This is a genomic window from Duganella qianjiadongensis (assembly GCF_009857915.1).
GTDB lineage: Bacteria > Pseudomonadota > Gammaproteobacteria > Burkholderiales > Burkholderiaceae_D > Rugamonas > Rugamonas qianjiadongensis.
Genome location: NZ_WWCM01000001.1, coordinates 532,117 through 556,257, shown reverse-complemented (window position 1 = coordinate 556,257; position 24,141 = coordinate 532,117). Strand labels below are relative to the sequence as shown.

The following is a 24,141-nucleotide window of genomic DNA, read 5'->3' as shown; positions in this document are numbered from 1 at the left end:
CCAGCCTCCGCTGTCGCCGGCGCGTTTATTGAACGCGGCGTTCGACCGTGATCTGCTCGACTTCCACGCGGCGGTTAGGTGCGAGGCAGGCGATCAGTGCACTGCGCTGCTTCTGCTTGCACTGGGCGACGGGGTCGGCTGCGCCTTTGCCCACGGCCCGCAGGCGCTGGTCAGCGACGCCTTTGCCGACCAGATAGTCCTTTACGGCCTGAGCGCGCCGTTCCGATAGCTTCTGGTTGTAGCCTGCGTTGCCCAGCCGGTCCGTGTGGCCCGTAATCACCACCTGTTCGATGGAAGGATGGGACGTCAGCAGATTGGCGATCTCGTCCAGTTTGGGCTGGCCATCCTGCAATTGTGCGCTATCAAAAGCAAACAGTTCGGTGGCCGACATGGTGATTTTTTCGAAGCGCGCCGGTGGTGGCGGTGTCGGAACGGGCGCTGGTGGCGGCGGCGGTGGTTCGGCCGCGACGGGAGGAGGTGGCGGTGGCGGCGCTACCGGCGCTGGCCTGGGCGGCGCGTTGAAGGCGATATTCAGACCGACGGTGGCGTAGTAATTATTGCTCTTGCTGCTGGGGAAGGCATCACCGCGCAAAAAGCCATGCACATTGCGCAGGTCGGCCTGCACGCTGACCTGATCGCTCAGATCGGCCTGAAAGCCGAAGCCGGCGCTCAGATAGGGCGACGTCTTGCTGCGTTCTGCCAGTAGCGGCAGATTGCTCTTGTCCCGCTCCGCCCCCGCACCGATCAGCAGGAAGGGACGGAAAGACTGGCGCGAAAACAGATACAGCCCATCAATGCCGAGCGTGTTCTGCTGGTAGCGCCGTCCGTTATCGCGCGAGCGCGCATAGCTGGTGCCCAGTTGTACATCCCATGCCTCGCTGACGGGTTTGCCGATACGCAAGCCTAGCCCGTAACCGCGCTGGCTGGTGCCGAAATCGCTATCGGGCTTGAGCGCGTTGAGGCTGGGCTGAAGATACCACGATGGGTTGATCACGGGATCCTGCGCCTGTGCCAGACAGGGTAGGCACAGTGCGGTGGCGATGGGCAGGGCTAGATGGGTGTATTTCACAGTGTCGCTCCGTTTCTTGATGGGGGAGTAGGCCGGCACCGATGGCCGGAAACCGTTATTGGAGTGGAGATTAGGCCGATAGTTGAGGCTCATCCGTACGCTGACGCACGAAAGCTTGAGCTATCTCAATCGCGCCACATTCGCTGCAACTTCCCGCATTGCCACGGGTCACATAGGTAAGCACAGCTTCTGTGAGCAATGTTCGCTGCCGCACAGACCGAAACGCTGCCTGCCGTCATCCTTGACGCCAGAGTAGCGCGTACGCTGCGAGCAGATCGGGCAATAGAGATAAGGAGTGTATCCATGTATGCAGAGCGACCAACCCAGTCGGGGCCGGACATCATGCCAGTATCAGCCGCCCCTCATAAATCCTCCGGACTGATAGAGCGTCCGGCCCCACCTATCGACCGCAAGCCGGGCCTGTGCATGGCCTCTATCGAGCGCGTGCGCTCTACCTCGGCCACCATGCGCCGCATCGAAAACATGCAGAAGCTGATAGGCGAACTGCAACTGCATGAAATGCTGGCCGACGAGATTGCGTGGTTTCTCAAGTTTTCGCCATCCGGTGCACGCAAATACATACGCGACCTGCGCGAGGCCGGCGTGATCGAACTGGCGCGCTATGTCGAGGGCACGGCCACCTATCTGGGCAAAGCCGTGTACCAGCTGACGCCCGATCCGGAACGGGTGCGTGCATTTCTGGCCGCCATCGTCCAGCCCAAACGCGAAGGCGCGCCTGCGCGCAAGGAGCGTCCCGGTCTGCGCGAACAGGCCATGGCCGGTGCCGGCCGCCACTTCCACATTCTGGCCGACGATACCCACTATGCGATCCGGGTTAATCGCAGCCCTGTCATGCGCGATCCGCTCGTGGCGGCCCTGTTCGGTACAGCACCGGCGCAGCAGAAAGAGCACGGCATGTGAGCCTGTGGCCGGAGCAGGTATGATGAACAGCCGGCATGTCCGGCTGTTTGCATATTGAAAAGCCGCTGCAACGCCCCATGTAGGCTGGACTTGAACTCTGACGGATGCGCGACGGATGGATGCACTGCTCTGGATAGCTTTGACGGCGCTGCTGATAGCGTTGCCGCTGTATTACCCGCGCTGGCGCTTGCGCCGCGTGCTGGCCCAGCCTTTGCCCGCCGCTGCGCAGGCGACGCTGGCGCACTATCTGCCAGTCTACCGGCGTATGCCGGCGGAATTGCAGCAGCAGTTGCAGCGGCTGATAAGGCAGTTCCTGCACGAGAAGAAATTCATCGGCTGCGAAGGGCTGGAAGTGAGCGACGACATGGCCGTGCTGATTGCTGCGCAAGCCTGCATGCTGTTACTGAACCGCCCCAGCAAGGTGTATCCGGCGCTGCACACGATATTGCTGTATCCCACAGAATTTGTCGCGCCGCGTGCCCATGTGGGCCCCGCTGGCGTGGTGACGCCTGGCCATCAGAGCATGCTGGGCGAATCATGGGATGACGGGCGGGTAGTGCTGGCATGGGATGCCGTGCTGCGCGGCATGTCCGACTGGAGCGACGGCCATAATGTGGTGCTGCATGAGTTTGCCCATCAGCTCGACAGCGAATCGGGCCGCGCCAACGGCGCGCCCTATCTGGGTAATCCGGCCAGCTACCGTGTATGGTCCGAAGTGCTATCGCGCGACTACCACGATCTGCGCCTGCATGCCCTGTACCGGCAGCACACGGTAATCGACCCCTACGGTGCCAGCAGTCCCGCCGAATTTTTTGCCGTGGCGACGGAAACCTTTTTCGAAAAACCGCATCAGATGGCAGAACATCACGCTGCACTGTATGCCGAGCTGAGCAAGTACTACCGCGTCGATCCGCGCCAGTGGACGAGCGCACCGCCAGCCATGGCCTCTTCCAGCTACGCGGCGCCAGCCTACTGGTAAGCGCTTTGGCAGGCAATCATGCTGTTTCGGCACTGTTGTTGCCTGATTGTTGCTTATGCGAGACGCCACCTGCACGCCGCCCTTTTTTCGGTATGATAGGCGCATCAGGTTATCAATCAGCAGCCGTTGCAACCGCGCGTTCTGATAGGAGATGCGTCAATGACACAGGCATGGCTAGAGCTTACGCGCCCCGATGGCCGCGATGTGCGGGCACCGTCCGAAGCCCAGATGGCGGCAGCGCTGGCGGACGTGTATAGCGGCAAGGTGGCAAATCCCGATGGCGGCCCCGGCAGTGCCGTGCTGCGTTTCGGCTATGATGACGGGCTGATGTATGAAGTGGAAGTGTCCGGCGGCGGCGATGTGCGCTTCGCCGAATGGTCGGACCGCGATTGCGAAATTGCGCTGGCTACGCCGCGTACCATGCAGGCGCTGAAACAGGCGGATGCTCTGCAGCTGTGGCGGTTGCTGGCGCAACGGCAGGTCGCCAAGATCCGTAGCCAGCCATGGCGCGATTAAAGCGCTGAACTGGCCGATACCCTGCTGTCCCGCCTAGGCCAGTCGGCCGCGCCCCTGCTGTTCGGCACGGGTCTGGCAGGCGATGCACAAGCGTGCATCGGGCCGCGCCTGCAGGCGCGAGTAGCCGATAGGATCTCCGCAGTTTTCACACAGCCCATAGCTGGCTTCGGCAAACTTGGCCAGCGCATGGCGCACACTCTGCAACTGCTGCAGCGTGTGGGCGGCTGCCTCCATGTTCTGGGCTTCCAGGTTGCGCTGACTTGCATTGTCGGCCGGCGAAGCCTGCGTTTCGTGCGGCAGGGGGCGGCGCAGGGCTGCGGTATGCAGGGTTTCATCGGCAAGCTGGGCCAGCAGGCTGGCATAGTTCTGCCGCAGATTTTCCTGCAAGTTCAGTAATTGCTGTGATTCCAGTCCGTTCATCGCGCTGCTCCCTGTTGCCTTTTCTTAGACCGGGCTTGCGCCGATTTGTTCAGCCTTCAGGGGGCGCATGGCCCAGTGCGGCTAGCTGGTGCTTGAGGTTTTCCAGCGGCCTGAGCAGGTGTTCCGGCTTACCGCTGGCGATGGCCGCGCCCAGTGCCAGCAGCTCGGCGCTGAAATCGAATACATCCTTGATGTGCTGTATCCGCTCCAGCGTTAGCTGTGCCCGGGCCGTCACGGCTAGCACCTGCTGACGGGCCGGATCGAGCCCGCTGGCCGCCAGCCGGGCGGCATCGAGGTACAGGCCGTTGGCGCAGGAGCGCAGGGCTACTTCCCGGCCGAACAGGGCCTGTATCTGTGCCTGCGCTGCGGCCGGCGGACGCATGGCCTGCAGAATGCGGCGGTGCAGGGCATTGGCGCAGTCGCTGAGCTGGCCGGCGAGTGTTTCGATGTCAGTGGCGCTGTTCATGGTCGCTCCTGTGGTGCAGGCGCGGCAGGCAGCTGTGCCAGCAGGGCCTGATGGCGTTCGGCGATGGTTGCCAGATGCTGGCGGGCCAGCGTGCTACGCAGGCCGAACAGATGGTATTCCTGGCGTTTTTCCTGTTGTAGCACGCCGGCCAGTGCGCGCAGCAGGCGCTGGCGCTGCGGATCGGCATAGGGCAATTCGGTTTCCAGCATGCCCAGTACGATGGCCTGTTCGTTCTCGCTGCTGCGCTGGTACAGACGCAGCAGGTTCTGCATGGCGTCCAGCAGCTGCTGCACGGCTGGCGCGGCAGCGCGCAACAGGTCCTGCAGTGCCGTTTGCTGCGCGGGGGCAGTCACGCTGCGTGCCAGCAGGCGGGTCAGACCGGCAAAGGCGTTCACATGGCGCTCGTCCAGTCCTTTATCGGGCCAGGCGCGGATACCGCCGGCCATGCCTTTGACCTGATCTTCCAGATCATACTGCTTGTCGCCTGCCAGCCGGCCCAGTGCCTGCATATAGGCCAGTACGCCGCTCTGCAGCTTGACGAAATCATTGCAGGCCTGCTGGCGTTCTCTGTCCTGCTGGCGTTCGCTCGCATCGGCGGCAGCATCGAGAAATGGCTGTTCGCGCTGATAGGTATAGCGGTAGCGTTCGGTGAGTTCGTGATAGCTTTGCAGCTTGGGCGCCAGTGCGGCAAAGTCGCGCACGGCAGCGGTTTGCGGCGTGCTGCTGGCACATCCGCCCAGCAGCACGATGCAGCTGGCTGCACAGCACAGCAATGCTGTATAGGAATACTGACGCATGGGCTCTCCTGCATGGGAAACACCCAGTTTGGGCGGCCCGGCAGACGCCGTCTTGCGCTAGCTCAAAGTGGCGTCAAGCGTGCAAGCGCCTGCCCGCGCGTTTCATTCTGCCAGAGCAGTGCGCCAGCCTAGTCCTGCCAGCGTGTCGCCGGCTGGCAGATATTCGCAGCCCAGCCAGCCATCGTAGCCTAGCTGGTCGATGTGACGGAACAGGAAGGCGTAGTTGATTTCGCCCGTGCCCGGTTCATGCCGACCCGGCGTGTCGGCGATCTGCATGTGGCGGATCAGCGGCAGGCGTGCGCGGATAGTGTTGGCCAGTTCGCCTTCCATGCGCTGCATGTGGTAGATGTCGTACTGCAGGAACAGGTTGGGGCAGCCTGCTGCGGCAATGATATCGGCTGCCTGCGCGCTGGTATTGAGCAGATAGCCGGGCATGTCGTAGTGGTTGATCGGTTCGATCAGCAGGCTGATGTTATGCGGCGCCAGCTTATCCGCTGCGTAGCGCAGGTTATCGATGTAGGTGGCGCGTGCCCGTTCCAGCGCCAGTCCGGCAGGCAGTTTGCCGGCCATGCAGTGCAACTGGCTGACGCCCAGTTCCAGCGCATATTCGAGGGCCGTATCGACCCCGCTGCGGAATTCGTCCAGCCGGCGCGGATCGCAGGCCATGCCGCGGTCGCCCGCATTCCAGTCGCCGCAGGGCAGGTTGAACAGCACCAGCTGCAGCTGATGGCGGCGCAGGCGTTCGGCTAGCTGCTGCGCCTCGTAGGCATAGGGGAACAGAAATTCCACGCCATCGAAGCCGGCCTCGCGCGCCAGTGCAAAGCGGTCGAGGAAGGGGACTTCATTGAACAGCATGGTGAGATTGGCGGCGAACTTGGGCATGGCAATTCCGGCGGATAGGTGGAAGCGCTATCCTAGCCCAAAATCTGTCTGACCTGAAAGTTGCTGATCGTCCACAGCGGCCCCGCCAGTGCGGCCATAGGGACGGGGAAAGGGAGCATACGGGCGCAGCGGGCGGCGGGCAGCGCCGCCGTGCGCCCGCTAGCGGGCAGTTAGCGGCCGCGCCCGCCAGAGCGGTGCTGGGCGGCAGCGCGCGGAGCGTTGCCATTGCCGCGTGGGCCGGCGGCGTTGCTGCGTGGACCGTTACCGCCATTGCCGCGTGGTGCATTGCCGCTGGCGTTGCGGCCAGCCTGATTGCCGCCGCCATTGCCACTTGCATTGCCGCCGCCTGCGCTGCGCTGGCCGTTGCCATTGCTGCGCGGCTTGTTGCCATTGCGGTTAGGTCCATTGCGGTGGCCGGGACCGCCGCTGCGCAGCTGGATGGGCTGGGCGCGCGCGGTTGGATCCGGTTCGAAACCGGCGATCACTTCGCGTGGCAGGGTCTGCTTGATGAGCTTCTCGATGTCTTTCAGCATATCGTGCTCGTCCACGCAGACCAGCGACACGGCCTCGCCGGTGGCGCCGGCACGGCCAGTACGGCCGATACGGTGCACATAGTCTTCCGGCACGTTAGGCAGATCGTAGTTGACCACGTGCGGCAGCTGGTCGATGTCGATGCCGCGGGCGGCGATGTCGGTCGCTACCAGTACCTGCAGCGTACCATCCTTGAATTCGGACAGGGCGCGGGTACGGGCCGACTGGCTCTTGTTGCCGTGGATGGCCATGGCGCCGATGCCATCGGCACCGAGCTGGTCCACCAGCTTGTTGGCGCCGTGCTTGGTGCGGGTGAATACCAGCACCTGGGTCCAGTTATGCGCCTTGATCAGGTAGGACAGCATAGGGTGCTTCTTGTCGCGGTCCACCGGGTGGATTTTCTGCGCAATGATTTCCACCGTGGAGTTGCGGCGTGCCACTTCGATGGTGGCCGGCTTGTCCAGCAGGCCATCGGCCAGGGCCTTGATCTCGTCCGAGAAAGTGGCTGAGAACAGCAGGTTCTGGCGCTTCGGCGGCAGCGCTGCCAGCACTTTGCGGATATCGCGGATAAAGCCCATATCGAGCATGCGGTCGGCTTCGTCGAGGATCAGAATTTCGATCTGTTCCAGCTTGACGGTGCCCTGATCCATGTGATCGAGCAGGCGGCCCGGGGTGGCCACCAGAATATCGACGCCATGCTTGAGCTGCTTGATCTGCGGGTTGATGCCCACGCCGCCGAAAATCACGGTGGAGTTGAGCTTGGTGTATTTGCCGTACACGCGCACGCTCTCTTCCACCTGTGCCGCTAGTTCGCGGGTCGGGGTCAGAATCAGGGCGCGGATAGGACGCGGCGAGGTGGAATTGGTCAGTGCCAGGCCGCGCGCGTCGGTGGACAGGCGGTGCAGCACGGGCAGGGTAAAGCCGGCGGTCTTGCCGGTGCCGGTCTGTGCGCCTGCCAGCAGGTCGCCGCCATTGAGCACGGCCGGAATGGCTTGCTGCTGGATGGGCGTGGGCGCGGTGTAGCCCGCTTCGGTAACAGCGCGGACGATGGCATCGGACAAACCGAGGGAAGTAAAGGACATGGTAACTCTAAGTGAGGAGAGGCCTGTCGCCAGTTGCTGGCGCCAGTCGCAGGCAATCTAGGTGGATGATACTGCGGCAGAGGACTGGTCAAAGGAGCCGCAGCACAGAGTATAACAGCTTCATCCGGATATTGTTTCAATACGGAAATTAAAAAGAGAGCGGACGCTCTCTTTTTTGTAACAAAGTTCAGCAATGAAACATTTGGGCAGGACTGTCCTGCCCGCAGGCTTATTCCGCTGCCGTTGCTGCAGCAGGCACAGCGTGGAACGGGGTCAGCAGACCGACCATCTGGCCGAAGATTTTCGGGCTGGCGGCAATGATGTCGCCTTTGTACAGGTAGTCCGACTCACCGTTGAACTCGCCAACGATACCGCCCGCTTCCGTTACCATCAGCGAACCGGCTGCGATGTCCCACGGCTTCAGGCCTTTTTCGTAGAAACCATCGAGACGGCCCGAAGCCACGTAAGCCAGATCCAGTGCGGCGCTGCCCGGACGGCGCACGCCGTGGCAGCGCTCGGCCATGATGCCGTACATCTTCAGGTATTCGTCCAGCGCCTTGGCATTGCCGGCGACGTAGCCAGTCGACAGCAGGGCGTTGGCAATGCGGTCCAGTTTGGTGACGCGGATACGCTTGTCGTTCAGGTAAGCGCCGCCGCCTTTGGTGGCAGTGAACAGGTCGTTGCGCACCGGGTCGTAGATCACGGCCTGGGTGATCACGCCGCGCTGGGCCAGCGCGATCGAGATCGAGTACTGCGGGAAACCGTGCATGAAGTTGGTGGTGCCATCGAGCGGGTCGATGATCCAGGTGTATTCACTCTCGTCGTGGGCGTTGGCGGAAGCGCCCGATTCTTCGGCCAGAAAAGCGTGGTCAGGATAGGCTTTGGACAGCACTTCGATGATGGCCTGCTCGGCAGCCTGATCGACATCGGTGACGAAATCCTTGTGGTTTTTTTCGTTGACGATCAGACGGTCCAGATCGAACGAAGCGCGGTTGATGACCGCGGCGGCGCGGCGGGCGGCCTTCACCGCCGTGTTGAGCATAGGATGCATGGTAGCTTTTTCCGTTAAAAGAACGCTAACGCCCAGCGGGGGCCTCAGCCTGCCCGGCAGCACGATAGAGTACAAGAGTGAATTAAAGAGCGGAGCGGCGCCGACAGGGTAAAATTCCGGAAAATCTTAGTATCGACACTGCGCAATAGCGCTATTTTAAATGAACCTGCCCGAAATCAACACGAATCTTTTCAAACGGCTGCGATTTATTCTGGTAGAAACTAGCCGTGCAGGCAATATTGGTGCTGTGGCAAGAGCCATGAAAACCATGGGTTTCACCGATCTGGTCCTGGTCAGCCCCCGCTTCGAAGGGGCGCTGGACGACCCCGAAGCCATCGCTTTTGCCAGCGGCGCCGGCGATATTCTGGCGGCGGCACGGGTGGTGGACAACATGGCCGAAGCACTGCAAGGCATTCATTTTGCCGCCGCCGTCTCGGCCCGCCTGCGCGAATATTCGCCGCCCGTACTGACGCCGCGCATGCTGGCAGGGCAGTTGCTGGCCCAGCCCGAACTGCATGCGGCCTTGATATTTGGCAATGAGCGCTTTGGCCTGCCCAACCAGATCGTGGAACAGTGCAATGTGCTGATCAATATTCCGGCCAATCCCGATTATTCCTCGCTCAACCTGTCGCAGGCGGCGCAGGTGCTGGCCTACGAATGCCGCATGGCTGCGCTGGACGGCACACCCAGCGTGCGCCAGCCGGGCGGCGATGCCAATGACATCGGTTTTCAGGGCGCCGCGGCCAGCGTGGCCCAGATCGAAGGCATGTACCAGCATCTGGAGCAGGCGCTGGTTGCCATCGGCTTCCTCGATGCCGGCAACCCGCGCAAGCTGATGCCGCGCCTCAAGCGCATGTTTGCCCGCGCCCACCTGGAGCAGGAGGAAGTGAATATTCTGCGCGGCATCGCGCGTCACATGGCAGGCCGGCGCCCCGCTGCAGGCGATAACTAGAACGATCACTCTATTTTTGCTGACTCTGCGGTTAGTTGATTCACGTACACTAGTTAGATAACAAAATAACCAGTAGGACGGAGACATGAGCAACCGCAGATCTTTTCTGAAGATAGGCGCTGCCGCGGCCATTACTTTGGCGGCGGGCGGGGCCATCTATCGCATGGTGACCCCGTCACCATTGCCCCATCCCTTTGCCCTTGACGGCCAGGCCAGAGCGGCCCTGAATGCCATTATTCCGGCGCTGCTGGGGCCCTTGCTGCCCGCCGATGCGGCGACGCGTGGGCCAGCGCTGGAGGCCGCGCTGGCCCGCACCCATGGCGCCATCCTGGGGCTGCCGCTGAATACCCAGAAAGAAATCCAGGACCTGTTCGGCCTGCTGGCGCTGGCACCGGCGCGGCGCCTGCTGGCGGGCGTGAGCGACAGCTGGGAACAGGCCCGGCCTGCCGAGGTGGCGGACTTTCTGCAAAGCTGGCGCAATCACCGCCTGGCCATGCTGCAGATCGCCTATCTGGCGCTGCATGATCTGGTGCTCGGTTCGTGGTATGCCGATCCGTCTTCCTGGGCCGCCATCGGCTATCCCGGTCCGCGCAAGGAGTTGCTGAAATGAGCCGCACGAATATACCTATCAATCAGACCCAGGCGCTGATACCCGACCCGGTACAGGCTGGCCTGGCCAGTGGCTGGCAGGTCACCGATGCCAGCCGCCTGAGCGCCGACCTGACGCTGGAAGCGGACGTGGTGGTGGTGGGCAGCGGTGCCGGAGGCGGCGTCACGGCGGAAATTCTGGCCCTGTCCGGCCTGCGCGTGCTGATCGTGGAAGAGGGAGCGTTGCATTCTTCCAACGATTTCAACATGAACGAGGCGCAAGCCTATCCCCAGCTGTATCAGGAATCGGCGGCCCGCAAAACCCGCGACAAGGCCATCAATATTCTGCAGGGCCGTACCGTGGGCGGCAGCACCACCGTCAACTGGACCAGCAGCTTCCGCACGCCGGATAGCACGCTGGGCTACTGGCAGCACAAGTTCGGCCTGCACACCTACAATACGGCTGCGCTGGCGCCATGGTTCGAACTGATGGAGCAGCGCCTCAACATCAGCGACTGGAATGTGCCGCCTAACGAGAACAACGATATCCTGCGGCGCGGCGCCAGCAAGCTCGGCATACCTACTGCGCTGATCCGGCGCAACGTCAACGGCTGCTGGAACCTCGGCTATTGCGGCATGGGCTGTCCTACCAATGCCAAGCAGTCGATGCTGATTACCACCATTCCGTCGGCGCTCAATCACGGCGCCATGCTGCTCACGCGCGCCCGCGCGCAGCGGCTGGTGCTGCAGGGCGATAAGGCGGTGCAGCTGGACTGCCTGGCACTCGATGCAGCGGGCCTCGCACCCACCGGACGCAAGCTGACGCTGAAGGCGCGCCATTTTGTGGTGGCAGGCGGCGCCATCAATTCACCGGCCCTGCTGATGCGCTCCGCCGCACCGGACCCGCACGGTTTGCTAGGCCAGCGCACTTTCCTGCATCCGGTGGTGGTGTCAGCCGCTACTTTCGCGCAGCCCGTGAACAGTTTTTCCGGCGCGCCGCAAACCGTCTATTCCGACCACTTCCTGCACACCCAGGCGATCGACGGCCCGATAGGCTACAAGCTGGAAGTGCCGCCGCTGCATCCGCTGCTGCTGGCGACGACCAAGGCCGGCTTCGGCGCGGCCCATGCCGCCGATATGGCGCAGTTCCCCTACAAGCAGGCCACGTTGGCGCTGCTGCGCGACGGCTTCCATGCCGATGCGGCGGGCGGCAGCGTGATCCTCGGCAGCGATGGCGCGCCCGTGCTCGACTATCCGATCAGCGATTACATCTGGGACGGCGCGCGCCGCGCCTTGCTGACCATGGCCGAAATCCAGTTCGCCGCCGGGGCGAAAGATGTCGCGCCCGTGCATGAGGCCACGCCGCTGTACAAGAGCTGGGCCGAGGCGCAGGCCGGCATCAGGGCGCTGCCGATGAAACAGCTGGCCATGCGTGTGGTGTCGGCCCACGTGATGGGCGGCTGTGCCATGGCCGACGATGCGCGTCAGGGCGTGACGGCGGCCGATGGTCGCTATCATGGTCTAAGCAACGTTTCCGTGCATGACGGTTCGCTGTTCCCTACCTCGATAGGCGCCAATCCCCAGCTATCGATCTATGGCATCGTGGCGCGGCTGGCCAGCACGCTGGCCGAACAGCTGACGGGCCAGCCTGCTGCACGTCCCGTACGAAGCTGACGCTACGCAAATTTTTTAGTCGGGTTATGATGGCTGCATGATCCGACGCGTGGTGTTCCTCTTACTGGGTTTGCAGCTGGCGACGGCACTGATCGTCGCTGCGACGCTGCATCGCTACTGGCAACCGGCAGGCCCGCTGTACTGGCAGGCGCTGCTGGAGCTGTTCTATCTGCTGTGCGGCGGGGTGCTGGTGCTGACGCTGCGCCTGCTTATCTCGGCCAATAATTTCCGCCTCAGTCTGCGCGGCCAGCCCGCTGCGCCAGCGCTGTCGCTGCCGCGGCTATGCATGTTGCTGGCGCATGAATACTGCTCCAATCTGAAAACCACCAGCTACGACATGCTGCATCCCGTCGGCCTGCAACTGCCGGCCGGGCAGCATGGCCTGCCGGTGCTGCTGATTCATGGCTATGGCTGCAATAGCGGTTACTGGCGTCCGCTGAGCGGCCTGCTCAATCAGGCTGGCGTGGCCCATCTCGGCGTCGATCTGGAACCACCGGGCGCTTCGATCGACGACTTTACTCCGCAGGTGCACGCTGCCATCGCGCAGTTGTGCGCCGCCACAGGCCAGCAGCGCGTGGTGATCGTCGGGCACAGCATGGGCGGGCTGGTGGCACGGGCCTATTTGCGCCGTTATGGTGCGGCGGCAGTCGCGCGCGTGATCACGCTGGGTACGCCGCATCAGGGTACGGCACTGTCGCTGGCCAAGTTCGGCATCGGTCAGAACGTCCGGCAGATGCTGTACAACAGCGAATGGCTGCGCGGACTGGCCGCAGGTGAGGCGAATCTGCAACGGGAACTGTTCAGCACAATCTATACCTTGCATGACAATATAGTCGCGCCGGCGCAATCGGCCCAGCTGGCCGGTGCGCGCCAGCTGGCATTCGAGGGCGTCGGCCATGTGGCGTTAGGTCGGCATGCGGAAACATTGCCGCGTGTCATGGACGAAATTTTGGCAGCGACCCACGCGTGACATTGTGTGAGTATTTTCGTTGACGGTTGCTGTATGTTGGATAAGCTATAGCTAGCAGACTATGCAAGGTGCCACCATGCCCACTGATTTTGGTAGCTTGATACTCAATGAAACACCGGATGCCGTCATCGTCACCACGCTCGAGGGCGTGGTGGAATGCTGGACCAATGGCGCGCAGGCAGTGTTCGGCTATAGCCGCGAAGAAGCACTGGGACGCCGCCTGGCCGAGCTGATTGTGCCGGCCGGTCTGCTGGAGGAAGAGGCCGGCGTGATTGCCCAGACGCTCGCTAGCGGCTCGGCCAATTATGAATCGATGCGCCAGTCCAAAGACGGCGCGCTGGTGTATGTGGACAGCAGTTCCAAACTGGTGCGCGATGCCCGGGGCCAGCCCGAGCACATCCTGTGGAGCAAAAAGGATGTGACCGCGCTCAAGGTGCTGCGCGACGCCAAACTGGTGGAAGCGCGCTTCGACGGCCTGCTCGAATCGATGCCCGATGCCATCCTGCTGGCCAATTCGGGCGGTCGGGTAGTGCTGGCCAATCGTCAGGCTCATGCGCTGTTCGGTTATCCGCAAGGTGCCATGCGCGGGCTGCCGCTCGAGCAGCTGATGCCGCAGCGCTTCCGCGGCTCCCATCTGCAGCACCGCAGCGAATACATGAAGCAGCCGCAAGTGCGGCCGATGGGATCGGGGCGCGATCTGTATGGCCTGCGCAGCGATGGCATGGAGTTTCCCGTCGAGATCAGCCTGAGTCCCATCGCGACGGAAGAGGGCACGCTGATCATGAGTGCCATCCGCGATAACACGGAGCGCAAACGTATCGAGCGCACGCTGCAGGAACAGAACACGGAACTGGCCCGCGCCAGCGCCGCCAAGGATCGCTTTTTAGCGGGCATGTCGCATGAGCTGCGCACGCCCCTGAATGCCATCATAGGCTTTACCGGCACCATGCTGATGAAGCTGCCGGGGCCGATCAACGAAGAACAGGAAAAGCATCTGCGTACGGTGCAGAGCAGTGCGCGCCATCTGCTTTCGCTGATCAACGATCTGCTCGACCTGACCAAGATCGAAGCGGGCAAGCTGGAGCTGGAACTGGCGCCGCTGCAATGCCGCCAGCTGATCGACGAAGTGCTGCTGCTGTTCCGCCCGCAGGCCCGCCAGAAAGGGCTGGAACTGGAGTTCGTCAGTGCCGAGGATGACCTGACAGTGATGGCGGACCGCCGCGCCCTGCAGCAGATTCTGATGAATCTGGTACATAACGCCATCAAGTTCACCGAGCATGGTAAGGTGCAGGTGAACCTCGATACGGCGCAGGTGAGCGAGCGCGCTTGCGTTACCATCAGCATCCGCGATACCGGCATCGGCATCGAAGCCGAGGACCGCGGCGCGCTGTTCCAGGCCTTTTCCCAGCTTGATGCCGGCAATGTGCGCCAGTTCGAAGGCACCGGGCTGGGCCTGCACCTGAGCCAGCGCCTGGCCTCGCTGCTGCAGGGCGAAATACTGTTCGATAGCGAATACGGGGTTGGCAGCACGTTCACGCTGGCTCTGCCGAGAGAATAAATCAGGAGGGCGCACTGTGGCGGCACGGATCCTCATCATCGAAGATAACGCGACCAATCTGGAACTGATGGTTTACCTGCTGCGCGCCTATGGCCACAGCACCATCAGCGCCGGCGATGGCGAGAGCGGGGTGGCGCAGGCGCGCCAGCACCGGCCCGATCTGATCCTGTGCGATGTGCATCTGCCCAAGCTCGATGGCTATGGCGTGGTGGCGGCGCTCAAGGGCGATGCCACCATGCGGCATATTCCGCTGCTGGCCGTGACGGCGCTGGCCATGCTGGGCGACCGCGAAAAGCTGCTGGCAGCAGGCTTTGATGGCTATATCGGCAAGCCGGTGGAGCCCGAGCGTTTTGTCGGCCAGATCGAGGCCTATCTAAAGCCGCACGAAATGACCGCGGCCACCATCCTGATCGTGGATGACCATGTGCTGAACCGCGAATTTCTGATGACGCTGCTGGGCTATGACGGCCACCGCCTGCTGGAGGCGGCCAACGGCGCCGAAGCGTTGCGCATGGTGGAGGCCGAACAGCCCGATCTGGTAATTTCGGACATCCTCATGCCCAGCATGGATGGCTATGAATTCGTCACCCGCCTGCATGCCAATCCGGCCACGGCGCAAGTGCCGGTGATCTTCTATACCGCCATCTACCGCGAGCGCGAAGCCATGGCGCTGGCCCAGAGCTGCGGCGTGCGCTGGGTGCTGCCCAAGCCGTCCGATCCCGAAGTGATACGCCGCACGGTGCAGGAAGCGCTGGGCATGCAGTCCGAACTGGCACCGGCGCGCCATGTGCCGGAGCCGCCGCTCGATGGCCGCTTTCACCATTTCGACGACAAGGTGGCCGAATATCTCGATGAACTGGAAAACAGCAGCCGCCAGCTGTCGCGCATTGCCGACCAGACCGGCGAGACTGGCGGCGCGGCCAGCGAACATCTGGAGCGCATGACGCAGCGCCTTACCAGTTCGCTCTCCAGTCTGCAGGCAGTGAGCTTGCGCCTGACCGCGCTGATCGAACTGGGCATCGAGCTCGGTGCCGAACGCGATCCCGCTGCGCTGATCGAAATCGGTTGCCGGGTGGCGCAGAACATCTGCGTATCGAAATATGCGTGCATCGGCATGCTCGATAGCGAGACCCGGGAACTCAACCATATTGCCAGCTGTGGTGCCGGGGTGCCGGCACGCGCGCTGGCTGCCGCCCCCCACGCCGGCGTGCTGCACGGCCTGCTGGAACAGGGACAGGTGTGCCGCCTCAACGATGTGAACGGCGATCCCGTCAGCATCGGCCTGCCGGCCGAGCATCCGGCCGTGCATTCTTTCCTCGGTGTGCCTATTGCTGCGCGCGAGCGCGTGCATGGCTGGCTGTATCTGGTCGATAAACTGGGTTCGGACGGTTTTTCCGAAGTCGATGAGCGGGTGGCCATCACGGTGGCGGCGCAGATTGCGGTGGCCTACGAAAATCTCTCCATGTACGAAGAGATCAAGCAGCACCACGCCCAGCTGACGGCCGACATGAATGCGCGCATCCGGCTCGACGAAGACCTGCGCCGCTTCCGGCTGGCCATGGATGCCACGGCCGACGCCATCTTCCTGCTCGACCGCAGCAGCATGTGTTTTGTCGATGTAAATGCCACGGCGTGCCGCATGCTCGGCTATCCGCGCGAGGACTTCCTGCGCGTGCATCCCGATGGCAGCGGCATCGGTGAACTGGAGCCGCTGGAAGACTTGTTCCGCAAGCTGCTGTCCGGCGAACAGAGCGGCGCCATGAGCGAGCTGCAGCTGCACTGCCAGAACGGCGCGCTGCTGTCGGTGGAGGTACAGCGGCGCACGCTGCGCTCCGGTTCGACCTGGATCATGGTGGCGGTGGCGCGCGACATCACCGAGCGCAAGGAAGCCGAGCAGCGCCTGCTGAAACTGGCCCATTTCGATACCTTGACGGGGCTGCCCAATCGCAGCCAGTTCTACGATTCGCTCGGCCACTCGCTGCATCAGGCGGCCGAGCATGGCTGGTCGCTGGCCGTGCTATTTCTCGATGTGGACCGCTTCAAGAACGTCAACGATACGCTGGGCCACACCATCGGCGATGAACTGCTGCGCCAGTTCTCCAGCCGGCTGGTCGATTGCCTGCGCGTGCGTGACACCATAGGCCGTTTCGGCGGCGACGAGTTTGCCGCCATCCTGATCCTGCCGGAAGGCCCGCAGGCCGCGGTGACGGTGGTGGACAAGATACGCGAATCGCTGCGCCGTCCGTTCGACCTGCGCGGCCATGAAGTGACGCTGACCTCCAGCATAGGCATTTCCGTCTATCCCGATGACGGCGACGATCCCGATACGCTGATCCAGTATGCCGACACGGCCATGTACCGCGCCAAGGAAGCTGGGCGCGATGCCTTCCGCTTCTTCACGGCAGAGATGAATGCCCAGTCGATTGCGCGGCTGGATCTGGAAATCGCCCTGCGCCGCGCCATCGACAATGAGGAATTCGTGCTGCACTTCCAGCCCAAGGTGAATATCGCCACGGGCCGCATCAGCGGCGCCGAGGCGCTGATCCGCTGGCGCCGGCCCGGCCACGGCATGGTGTCGCCGGCCCTGTTCATCCCGCTGCTGGAGGAAACGGGGCTGATCGTACGGGTCGGCAACTGGGTGCTGCGCGAAGCCTGCCGCAAGATCGCCGAATGGGGCAAGTCGGGCGTGGGCGCTGTCCACCTGTCGGTGAATGTGTCGGGCATACAGTTTTTTGTCGGCGGGCTGGAAGAAGAAGTGCTGAAAGTGATGCGCGAATTCGATATCGCGCCGGAGCTGCTGGAACTGGAGCTGACGGAAAGCTCGCTGATGTCCAATGCCGAGGAAACCATCACCGTGCTGCAGCATCTGAAGGCGCTCGGCGTACAGATATCCATCGATGATTTCGGTACCGGCTATTCCTCGCTGGCCTATCTGAAGCGCTTCCCCATCGATAAACTCAAGATCGATATCGCCTTTGTGCGCGAAGTGACCAGCAATCCCGACGATGCGGCCATCGTGCTGGCCATTATTAATATGGCGCACAGCATGCAGCTGGAAGTGATCGCGGAAGGGGTGGAGAAGGATGCCCAGCTGGCCTATCTGCGCCGGCATAGTTGCGACGAGATGCAGGGCTATCTGTTCAGCCGCCCCCTGCCCGAGGACGAATTCGAGCAGATGCTGCGTCAGGGCCATTTCCTGCAGGCGCCGCCGGAAGCGGGGCTGGTGGGGCAGCCTACGCTGCTGATCGTGGACGACGATGTGTTCATGCTTGAAATGCTGTCCGATTTTCTGGCGCAGGACGGCTACCGCATCCTGACCGCGCAGACGGCGGACGAGGGCTTCGATCTGCTGGCGCACAACCAGGTGCATGTGATCCTGTGCGACCAGTGCATGCCGTCCATGAGCGGCACGGAATTCATGGAGCGGGTGAAGAATCTGGCGCCCGATACTTTCCGCATCATGCTGTCGGCCTACACCGATCTGTCGCCCATCATGGAGGCCATCAATCACGGCGCCATCGACCGCTTCTACACCAAGCCGTGGCAGGGTTCCGTTTTGCGGGAGAATATACGCGAAGGCTTCCGCCTGCAGACCCAGATGCATGGCAGCGTGCTGCTGGCAGCGCATTAGACCCAAGGCTCTAGTTTTGCTCATTACAATAAAAAAATAATAACGCAAAACAATATGGGACACGCCATGATCAAGAAGTTGAAGCGGGAAGACGATGACCAGCGTATGGCAGACGCCATGCACATGTCGTCGCAGGAAATCTGGCAGGCTGGCCTGCACGCTTTTGCCCAAGCACAGGAAGAGGGCGGCAAGATGTTTTCTATGCAAGTTTTCGAGGAGCGTGTGCTGCGTGCCCTCAGTGCCATCGGTGTGCCGACGGCGGCCGAAGTGGCGCGCCTGCAGGCGCGGGTCGATGAGCTGAGCGGTGAACTGGCGGCGCTCAAGGCGCAGCAGGGTGTACGCTCGCCCTTACTCTGACAGAAATTTTTAACTTCGCGGTAACGGTGTTATGCTTGCAGGAGAATAAACAGAGGTTTCCTTGCTATGCTACAAAAAGCACCCCGCCGTACCCGCGAACGCATATTAGAGCTGTCGCTGCGCTTATTTAATGAATTTGGCGAGCCTAACATCACGACCACCGTGATCGCCGAAGAAATGAATATCTCGCCGGGGAATCTGTACTACCATTTCCGCAACAAGGACGACATCGTTAATTCCATCTTCGTGCAGTTCGAGGCGGAGATCAACCGCATCCTGACCGTACCCGATGGCCGCCGCTCGAATATCGAAGACGTGTGGCTGTATCTGCACCTGATGTTCGAACTGATCTGGCGCTACCGTTTCTTCTACCGCGATCTCAACGATCTGCTGTCGCGCAACCGCAAGCTGGAGCTGCACTTCAAGCAGATACTGGCGCACAAGATCAAGGTGGCCAAACAGCTGTGCGAAGACCTGCGCAGCGAAAAATCGCTGGAAGCCTCGGACACGGCCATCGACGCCATGGCCACCAATATGGTGGTGGTGGCGACCTACTGGCTGTCCTACGAATATGTGCGCAATCCGCGCAAATACAGCGAGCAGCAATCGATGGCCGATGCGCTGGCGCGCGGCTGCTATCAGGTGCTATCGCAGATCGGGCCGTATCTGCGCAATGAAACCAGTTTGCTGTTCCAGAAACTGTCCGAAGAATATCTGAAGAAGCTCAAGTAGGACTACCGCTATGGCGTGGACTCCTTTCCCGTATCCCGATCCCGCCTACGTGCAGACGCCGGAAAGTCTGGCGCGCCTGTGGCCCCGTCTGCACGCGGGTGACCGCGAGCCATGGCCCGACAATCCCAAGCTGGTGCAGGCGTGGATCGCTTTCCATGCAGGCGAATTCGAACATGCGGCACGCATCGGGCTGGACGTGGGCGTGCCCGGTTACTCGGTGGCGCACAAGGCGATCTGCATCTATGCCCAGTATCTTGAACCCAGTCTGCTGAAAAAGCTGGCCACCTTCGAATGCGTGGCCGAGCGCTGCGAACGCCAGCAGCAGGAACAGCCTGATAATCCGGCCGGCTTCTACTGGCATGCGTACGCGCTGGGCCAGTATGCGCAAGGCATTTCCGTGGTCAAGGCGCTGGCGCAGGGGCTGGGCGCCAAGGTGCGCGGCAGTCTGGAAACCACTCTGAGTCTGGCGCCGGAGCGGGCCGACGCGCAGGTGGCACTGGGCATCTATCACGCGGAAATACTCGACAAGGTAGGCGCGCTGCTGGGTGGCCTGACCTATGGCGTCAAAAAGGAAGAAAGCTATGCCGCGTTTGAAAAAGCGCTGGCACTGACGCCGGAATCGGCCATCGTCAAGGTGCGCTATGCGCGCGCCATGCAGATGCTGGACGGGAAACGTAAACAAGATGAGGCGCGCGCCCTGTATCAGGCTGCTGCGCGCTGTGTCGCACTGGACGCGCTGGAACGGCTCGATGCCGATCTGGTCAGGCGTCAACTGGAAGAGGAAGAACAGATTTGAAAGCGATTTGCGTGTATTGCGGTGCCAATCCCGGCCATGATCCACAGTATGCCGAGGCAGCGCGTGCGCTGGGCCGCGCACTGGTAGCGCAGAATCTGGCGCTGGTGTACGGCGGCGGCAATGTCGGTCTGATGGGCGTGATTGCCGACGAAGTGCTCCAGCACGGCGGCGAAGTGACGGGGGTGATTCCTACCGCGCTGGTGGAGCGTGAAGTGGGCCACAACGGCCTGACGCGCCAGTTCATCGTCAAGGATATGCACGAGCGCAAAGCCATGATGGCCAGTCTGGCCGACGGCTTCATCGCCATGCCCGGCGGCATGGGCACGCTGGAAGAACTGTTCGAAATGCTGACCTGGTCCCAGCTGGGCATACATCGCAAGCCGGTGGGACTGCTCAACGTGGCAGGCTTCTACGACCATCTGGCCGGCTTCATCCGGCACGCCAGTGCGCAAGGTTTTATCCGTGCCGAACATGTGGCGCTGATGCAGCTGGAAGCGGAACCGGAACGCCTGCTGCAGCGTCTGAAAAGCGCTGGCGCCTGAGCGGCTGACCGCGTCAGCGCGGCATCAGTTCCACAATTTTTCGCCCTGGTTATCCAGGTGCGTCAGGTAGAGGCGCAGGTCGAATTCGTACTGGTGATAGTTCGGTTCCATGTGCGTGCAGAGCTGGTAGAACGCCTTGTCGTGCTGCTTTTCCTTCAGGTGGGCCAGTTCGTGCACAGCGATCATGGTGAGGAATTCCATCGGCACGGCCTTGAACATGGTGGCAACGCGGATTTCATGTTTGGCCTTGAGCTTGCCGCCCTGTACCCGCGCAATGGCAGTGTGCAGCCCCAGCGCGTGGTTGATGACGTGAATCTTGCTGTCGTATTCGACCTTGTTGATGGGCTCCGCATTGCGCAGATAGGTGCTCCTGAGCTCCTGCACATACTGGTATAGCGCCTTGTCGGTGCGGTAATCGTGGGCTTTGCCATAGCGGCTATTGAGCACGGCGGCCAGCTTGTCCTGCGCCATCAGCTGCGCAACCTGGGTCTGGGTTTGTTCGGAGTAGGCACTCAGGTACTTCAGGCGGGACATGGGGCGGGACAGAATTTTATCGAGGCGTGAATGTACCACAGCCGGGCCGTATGGCGCTAAAAGCACGGTTTTTCCAACCGCTATATAATCGACTACATGACGAATTTTGCGATGAGGAAATATATGTCCGGCCAAGCGGTAAAACACACTGTTCTCGCGCTATCGGTGCTAGTTGTGAGCATGGCGCTGGCGCCCGCCCGTGCTGCCGAATTGACGGTCTCGGCAGCCGCCAGCCTGAGCAACGCGTTCAAGGAAATCGCTGCGGCCTACGAAAAGCAGCATGGCGGTGACAAGGTCCAGTTCAATTTTGCTGCCTCGGATGCGCTGCTGCAGCAGATCGCCAAGGGGGCGCCAGTGGATGTGTTTGCTTCCGCCGATCAGGAAACCATGGACAAGGCCGAAGGCATGAAGCTGCTGGCGGCAGGCAGCCGCACTAATTTCGCCAGCAATACGCTGGTGCTGATCAAGCCTGCCGACAGCAAATATGGGGTGGGGGCGCTGCGTGATCTGGCGCAGGCGGGCGTGCAGCGTATTGCCATCGGCAATCCGGCCAGCGTGCCGGCCGGACGCTATGCGCGCCAGGCCATGGAGCAGGCGGGACTGTGGAATGGCGTGCTCAACAAGCTGATCTACGCGACCTCGGTGCGCCAGTCGCTTGATTATGTGGCCCGTGGCGAGGTCGATGCCGGTTTCGTGTATGCCACCGATGCCGCGCTGTTCAAGGACAAGGTGCAGCTGGTGGCCACGGTGCCGACCGCAACCCCGGTGACCTATCCTATTGCCGTGGTGGCCAGCAGCACGCAGGCACAGGCGGCACGCCAGTTCAGCGCATTTGTGCAATCGGCTGCGGCGCAGACGATCCTGGCCCGCTACGGTTTCGGGCGGCCATAAGTGCTGGAATCACTGACCGCCGAACCGGCGTGGATCGCGCTGCGCCTGTCGCTCAAGGTGGCGCTGTGGGCCACCCTGATCGATCTGCTGCTCGGTGTCGGCTTTGGCTACCTGCTGGCACGCAAGCGCTTTATCGGACGCGAAGTGCTCGATGCACTGCTGACGCTGCCGATGGTGATGCCACCCACCGTGCTGGGCTACTATCTGCTGGTGCTGATAGGGCGCCATGGCCCCATAGGCGCATGGCTGCAGCAGCATTTCGGCATACAGCTGATCTTCAGCTGGCAGGCTGCCGTGCTGGCCGCCGCGGTGGTGGCTTTCCCGCTGGTGCTGAAGGGCGCGCGCGCCGCGTTCGAAGCGGTCGATACGCAGCTGGAACAGGCGGCCTATGTGCTGGGGCTGTCGCCATGGGCAGTGTTTCTGCGTGTGAGCCTGCCGCTGGCATGGCGCGGCGTGCTGGGCGGAACGCTGCTGGCATTTGCCCGCTCCATGGGCGAGTTCGGCGCTACGCTGATGGTGGCAGGCAGCATACCGGGCAAGACCCAGACCCTGTCGATCGCCGTGTACGAAGCGGTGCAAGCCGGGCAGGACGACACGGCCAATCTGCTGGTGATGATTACCTCGCTGGTGTGTATGGCGGTGCTGGTCAGTGCCAACAAGCTCACGCCGCACCGTCCGTTACAGGTGTGACATGACGCTTAAAGTTGATCTACGCAAGACACTGGCAGCAGCTGGCCGGCACTTTACGCTGGAGGCCAATTTCACTTCGGACAGCCAGCGCATCGTGATATACGGCGAGTCCGGTGCCGGCAAGAGCATGCTGCTGAAAGCGCTGGCAGGCTTGCTGACGCCCGATCAGGGCCGCATCGAATTGGCCGGGCGCTGCCTGTACGGACATGCCGAACGCATCAATCTGGCGCCGCAGCAGCGCCAGCTGGCCTATCTGTTTCAGGATTATGCGCTGTTCCCCCACCTGAATGTGCGGCAGAATATCGCTTTCGGCCTGCAAGGTGGCTGGCGCAATCCGCCGCGCGATGTTGCGCACGAAACCGTGCGTCACTGGCTGGACCGGCTGGAACTCGATGGTGTGGCCGGGCAGATGCCGGATCAGCTTTCGGGCGGCCAGCGCCAGCGGGTAGCGCTGGCGCGCGCGCTGGCCGCCGCGCCCCGTGCACTGCTGCTGGACGAGCCGTTTGCCGCGCTCGATCCGGCCCTGCGCCAGCGCATGCGCGCCGAACTGGATAAGCTGCAGCGCCAGCTCGGCATTCCGATGCTGCTGATTACCCACGACAAAGACGATGTCGCCGCTTTTGGCGACCATCTGCTGCGCATGCAGCAGGGGCGCCTGATCGATACCCGCAAGACGGTGCAGGGAGTCATGCATGAACGATAAGACCGACAAGGATCAGGGCGGCATGGCCCTGCAGGGCAGTGTCTGGATGACCATAGGCGGACAGAAGCTGGGCGGGCGCGAACGGATGGATTTGCTGGCCGCTATCGCCGAGCATGGATCGATCACGGCCGCCGCCAAGGCGGTGGGGCTCAGTTATAAAGGCGCGTGGGATGCCATCGAAGCGATGAATAATCTGGCGGGTGAGCCATTGCTGGAACGGCTGGCGGGTGGCAAGGGGGGCGGCGGCACGCGCCTGACGCCACGCGGGCTACAGCTGGTGGAAAATTTTGCCAAAATCGAGGCTGCGCACCGGCGCTTTGTGGCGGCCCTGAGCGGCCAGTCGCAGGCGCTGGCGGACGACCTCTTAGTGATCAGGAACCTCACCATGAAAACCAGCGCACGCAACCAGTTCAGCGGCACCGTTGTAGCGGTCACCCGTGGTGCCGTTAATGATGAAGTGGCACTGGCGATTGCCGGTGGACAGCAGATCATTGCCACCATTACGCGCGATAGTAGCGACAGTCTGGCACTGGCGCCGGGCGTCAGCGCGTGGGCGCTGATCAAAGCCAGCTCGATTATCGTGCTCACCGAGGCGGAAGGCGCGCGCTTTTCGGCGCGTAATCAGCTAGTTGGCACCATCAGCCGGGTGCAGGAAGGCGCAGTGAATACGGAAGTGAGCATTGCGCTGGCGGGCGGCGCCACCGTTGCCGCTATTGTTACGCGCGAAAGCGGCAAGGCGCTGGAACTGGCCGTGGGCATGCCGGCGACCGCGATATTCAAGGCGTCCGCCGTTATTCTCGGTACTTAAC

At 62.3% G+C, this 24,141-nt stretch carries 25 protein-coding genes; 17 read left to right on the top strand and 8 right to left on the bottom strand.

Annotated elements, in window-relative coordinates; translation table 11 throughout:
* Positions 1 to 25 precede the first annotated feature (25 nt).
* Complete coding sequence (locus tag GTP27_RS02530) at positions 26 to 1,069, bottom strand: OmpA family protein (RefSeq protein ID WP_371865881.1); 1,044 nt, start codon at positions 1,067 to 1,069, stop codon at positions 26 to 28.
* Between the two features lie 342 nt (positions 1,070 to 1,411).
* Between GTP27_RS02530 and GTP27_RS02525 the strand changes: the two genes are divergently transcribed.
* From GTP27_RS02525 to GTP27_RS02515, 3 genes are all read left to right on the top strand, one after another.
* Positions 1,412 to 1,990: a winged helix-turn-helix domain-containing protein gene (locus GTP27_RS02525; protein WP_229633356.1), complete on the top strand. Its 579-nt coding sequence runs from the start codon at positions 1,412 to 1,414 to the stop codon at positions 1,988 to 1,990.
* Positions 1,991 to 2,105: 115 nt separating this feature from the next.
* Positions 2,106 to 2,969, top strand: a complete 864-nt coding sequence (locus tag GTP27_RS02520; protein WP_161037578.1) for a M90 family metallopeptidase — start codon at positions 2,106 to 2,108, stop codon at positions 2,967 to 2,969.
* Between the two features lie 159 nt (positions 2,970 to 3,128).
* A complete protein-coding gene (locus tag GTP27_RS02515) occupies positions 3,129 to 3,485 on the top strand; it encodes a hypothetical protein (protein WP_161037577.1) in 357 nt (118 codons plus the stop codon).
* 33 nt (positions 3,486 to 3,518) lie between these two features.
* Here the strand turns inward: GTP27_RS02515 and GTP27_RS02510 are convergent, their stop codons facing one another.
* The 6 genes from GTP27_RS02510 to GTP27_RS02485 all read right to left on the bottom strand — a co-directional run bounded on the left by GTP27_RS02510 (position 3,519) and on the right by GTP27_RS02485 (position 8,705).
* Complete coding sequence (locus GTP27_RS02510; RefSeq protein WP_161037576.1) at positions 3,519 to 3,905, bottom strand: TraR/DksA family transcriptional regulator; 387 nt, start codon at positions 3,903 to 3,905, stop codon at positions 3,519 to 3,521.
* A gap of 49 nt (positions 3,906 to 3,954) precedes the next feature.
* On the bottom strand, positions 3,955 to 4,371 hold the full coding sequence (locus GTP27_RS02505; protein ID WP_161037575.1) for a hypothetical protein: 417 nt from the start codon (positions 4,369 to 4,371) through the stop codon (positions 3,955 to 3,957).
* Positions 4,368 to 5,168 (bottom strand): hypothetical protein, encoded by an 801-nt coding sequence (locus tag GTP27_RS02500; protein ID WP_161037574.1) that lies wholly within the window; start codon positions 5,166 to 5,168, stop codon positions 4,368 to 4,370. Before GTP27_RS02500 ends, GTP27_RS02505 begins: the two co-directional genes overlap by 4 nt.
* A 102-nt stretch (positions 5,169 to 5,270) precedes the next feature.
* Complete coding sequence (gene otnI / locus GTP27_RS02495; protein ID WP_161037573.1) at positions 5,271 to 6,050, bottom strand: 2-oxo-tetronate isomerase; 780 nt, start codon at positions 6,048 to 6,050, stop codon at positions 5,271 to 5,273.
* A 170-nt stretch (positions 6,051 to 6,220) separates the two neighbouring features.
* Entirely contained in the window at positions 6,221 to 7,663 is a 1,443-nt protein-coding gene (locus tag GTP27_RS02490; RefSeq protein WP_161037572.1) for a DEAD/DEAH box helicase, read from the bottom strand.
* Between the two features lie 229 nt (positions 7,664 to 7,892).
* On the bottom strand, positions 7,893 to 8,705 hold the full coding sequence (locus tag GTP27_RS02485) for an inositol monophosphatase family protein (protein ID WP_161037706.1): 813 nt from the start codon (positions 8,703 to 8,705) through the stop codon (positions 7,893 to 7,895).
* Between the two features lie 169 nt (positions 8,706 to 8,874).
* Between GTP27_RS02485 and GTP27_RS02480 the strand changes: the two genes are divergently transcribed.
* From GTP27_RS02480 to GTP27_RS02435, 10 genes are all read left to right on the top strand, one after another.
* Positions 8,875 to 9,666 (top strand): RNA methyltransferase, encoded by a 792-nt coding sequence (locus GTP27_RS02480; protein WP_161037571.1) that lies wholly within the window; start codon positions 8,875 to 8,877, stop codon positions 9,664 to 9,666.
* A gap of 85 nt (positions 9,667 to 9,751) precedes the next feature.
* Positions 9,752 to 10,276 carry a twin-arginine translocation signal domain-containing protein gene (locus GTP27_RS02475; RefSeq protein ID WP_161037570.1) on the top strand — a complete coding sequence of 175 codons (525 nt, stop codon included), beginning with the start codon at positions 9,752 to 9,754 and terminating at the stop codon, positions 10,274 to 10,276.
* Positions 10,273 to 11,928 carry a GMC family oxidoreductase N-terminal domain-containing protein gene (locus tag GTP27_RS02470; RefSeq protein WP_161037569.1) on the top strand — a complete coding sequence of 552 codons (1,656 nt, stop codon included), beginning with the start codon at positions 10,273 to 10,275 and terminating at the stop codon, positions 11,926 to 11,928. Before GTP27_RS02475 ends, GTP27_RS02470 begins: the two co-directional genes overlap by 4 nt.
* Before the next feature lie 37 nt (positions 11,929 to 11,965).
* A complete protein-coding gene (locus tag GTP27_RS02465) occupies positions 11,966 to 12,898 on the top strand; it encodes an esterase/lipase family protein (RefSeq protein ID WP_161037568.1) in 933 nt (310 codons plus the stop codon).
* Positions 12,899 to 12,974: 76 nt separating this feature from the next.
* Positions 12,975 to 14,456, top strand: coding sequence for a PAS domain-containing sensor histidine kinase (locus GTP27_RS02460; RefSeq protein ID WP_161037567.1), 1,482 nt, complete (start codon positions 12,975 to 12,977; stop codon positions 14,454 to 14,456).
* A 16-nt stretch (positions 14,457 to 14,472) separates the two neighbouring features.
* On the top strand, positions 14,473 to 18,087 hold the full coding sequence (locus GTP27_RS02455; RefSeq protein ID WP_161037566.1) for an EAL domain-containing protein: 3,615 nt from the start codon (positions 14,473 to 14,475) through the stop codon (positions 18,085 to 18,087).
* A gap of 66 nt (positions 18,088 to 18,153) precedes the next feature.
* Positions 18,154 to 18,444 carry a phasin family protein gene (locus tag GTP27_RS02450; protein WP_161037565.1) on the top strand — a complete coding sequence of 97 codons (291 nt, stop codon included), beginning with the start codon at positions 18,154 to 18,156 and terminating at the stop codon, positions 18,442 to 18,444.
* 66 nt (positions 18,445 to 18,510) lie between these two features.
* Complete coding sequence (locus GTP27_RS02445; protein ID WP_155433533.1) at positions 18,511 to 19,176, top strand: TetR/AcrR family transcriptional regulator; 666 nt, start codon at positions 18,511 to 18,513, stop codon at positions 19,174 to 19,176.
* Between the two features lie 10 nt (positions 19,177 to 19,186).
* Positions 19,187 to 19,972 carry a tetratricopeptide repeat protein gene (locus GTP27_RS02440; RefSeq protein WP_161037564.1) on the top strand — a complete coding sequence of 262 codons (786 nt, stop codon included), beginning with the start codon at positions 19,187 to 19,189 and terminating at the stop codon, positions 19,970 to 19,972.
* Positions 19,969 to 20,514, top strand: coding sequence for an LOG family protein (locus GTP27_RS02435; RefSeq protein ID WP_161037563.1), 546 nt, complete (start codon positions 19,969 to 19,971; stop codon positions 20,512 to 20,514). Before GTP27_RS02440 ends, GTP27_RS02435 begins: the two co-directional genes overlap by 4 nt.
* Before the next feature lie 24 nt (positions 20,515 to 20,538).
* Here GTP27_RS02435 and GTP27_RS02430 read toward each other — a convergent pair whose 3' ends face one another.
* Complete coding sequence (locus GTP27_RS02430; protein ID WP_161037562.1) at positions 20,539 to 21,048, bottom strand: M48 family metallopeptidase; 510 nt, start codon at positions 21,046 to 21,048, stop codon at positions 20,539 to 20,541.
* A 123-nt stretch (positions 21,049 to 21,171) separates the two neighbouring features.
* Here GTP27_RS02430 and modA point away from each other — a divergent pair, with 123 nt between their 5' ends.
* From modA to GTP27_RS02410, 4 genes are read left to right on the top strand one after another with little or no spacing between them, the layout of a single operon-like run.
* Complete coding sequence (modA, locus tag GTP27_RS02425; protein WP_161037561.1) at positions 21,172 to 21,939, top strand: molybdate ABC transporter substrate-binding protein; 768 nt, start codon at positions 21,172 to 21,174, stop codon at positions 21,937 to 21,939.
* A 3-nt stretch (positions 21,940 to 21,942) separates the two neighbouring features.
* Entirely contained in the window at positions 21,943 to 22,629 is a 687-nt protein-coding gene (modB, locus tag GTP27_RS02420; RefSeq protein WP_161037705.1) for a molybdate ABC transporter permease subunit, read from the top strand.
* Position 22,630: 1 nt separating this feature from the next.
* Positions 22,631 to 23,332, top strand: coding sequence for an ABC transporter ATP-binding protein (locus GTP27_RS02415; RefSeq protein WP_161037560.1), 702 nt, complete (start codon positions 22,631 to 22,633; stop codon positions 23,330 to 23,332).
* Positions 23,322 to 24,140 (top strand): TOBE domain-containing protein, encoded by an 819-nt coding sequence (locus GTP27_RS02410; RefSeq protein ID WP_229633325.1) that lies wholly within the window; start codon positions 23,322 to 23,324, stop codon positions 24,138 to 24,140. The genes GTP27_RS02415 and GTP27_RS02410 overlap by 11 nt, the downstream gene beginning before the upstream one ends.
* The last annotated feature ends 1 nt before the right edge of the window (position 24,141 follow it).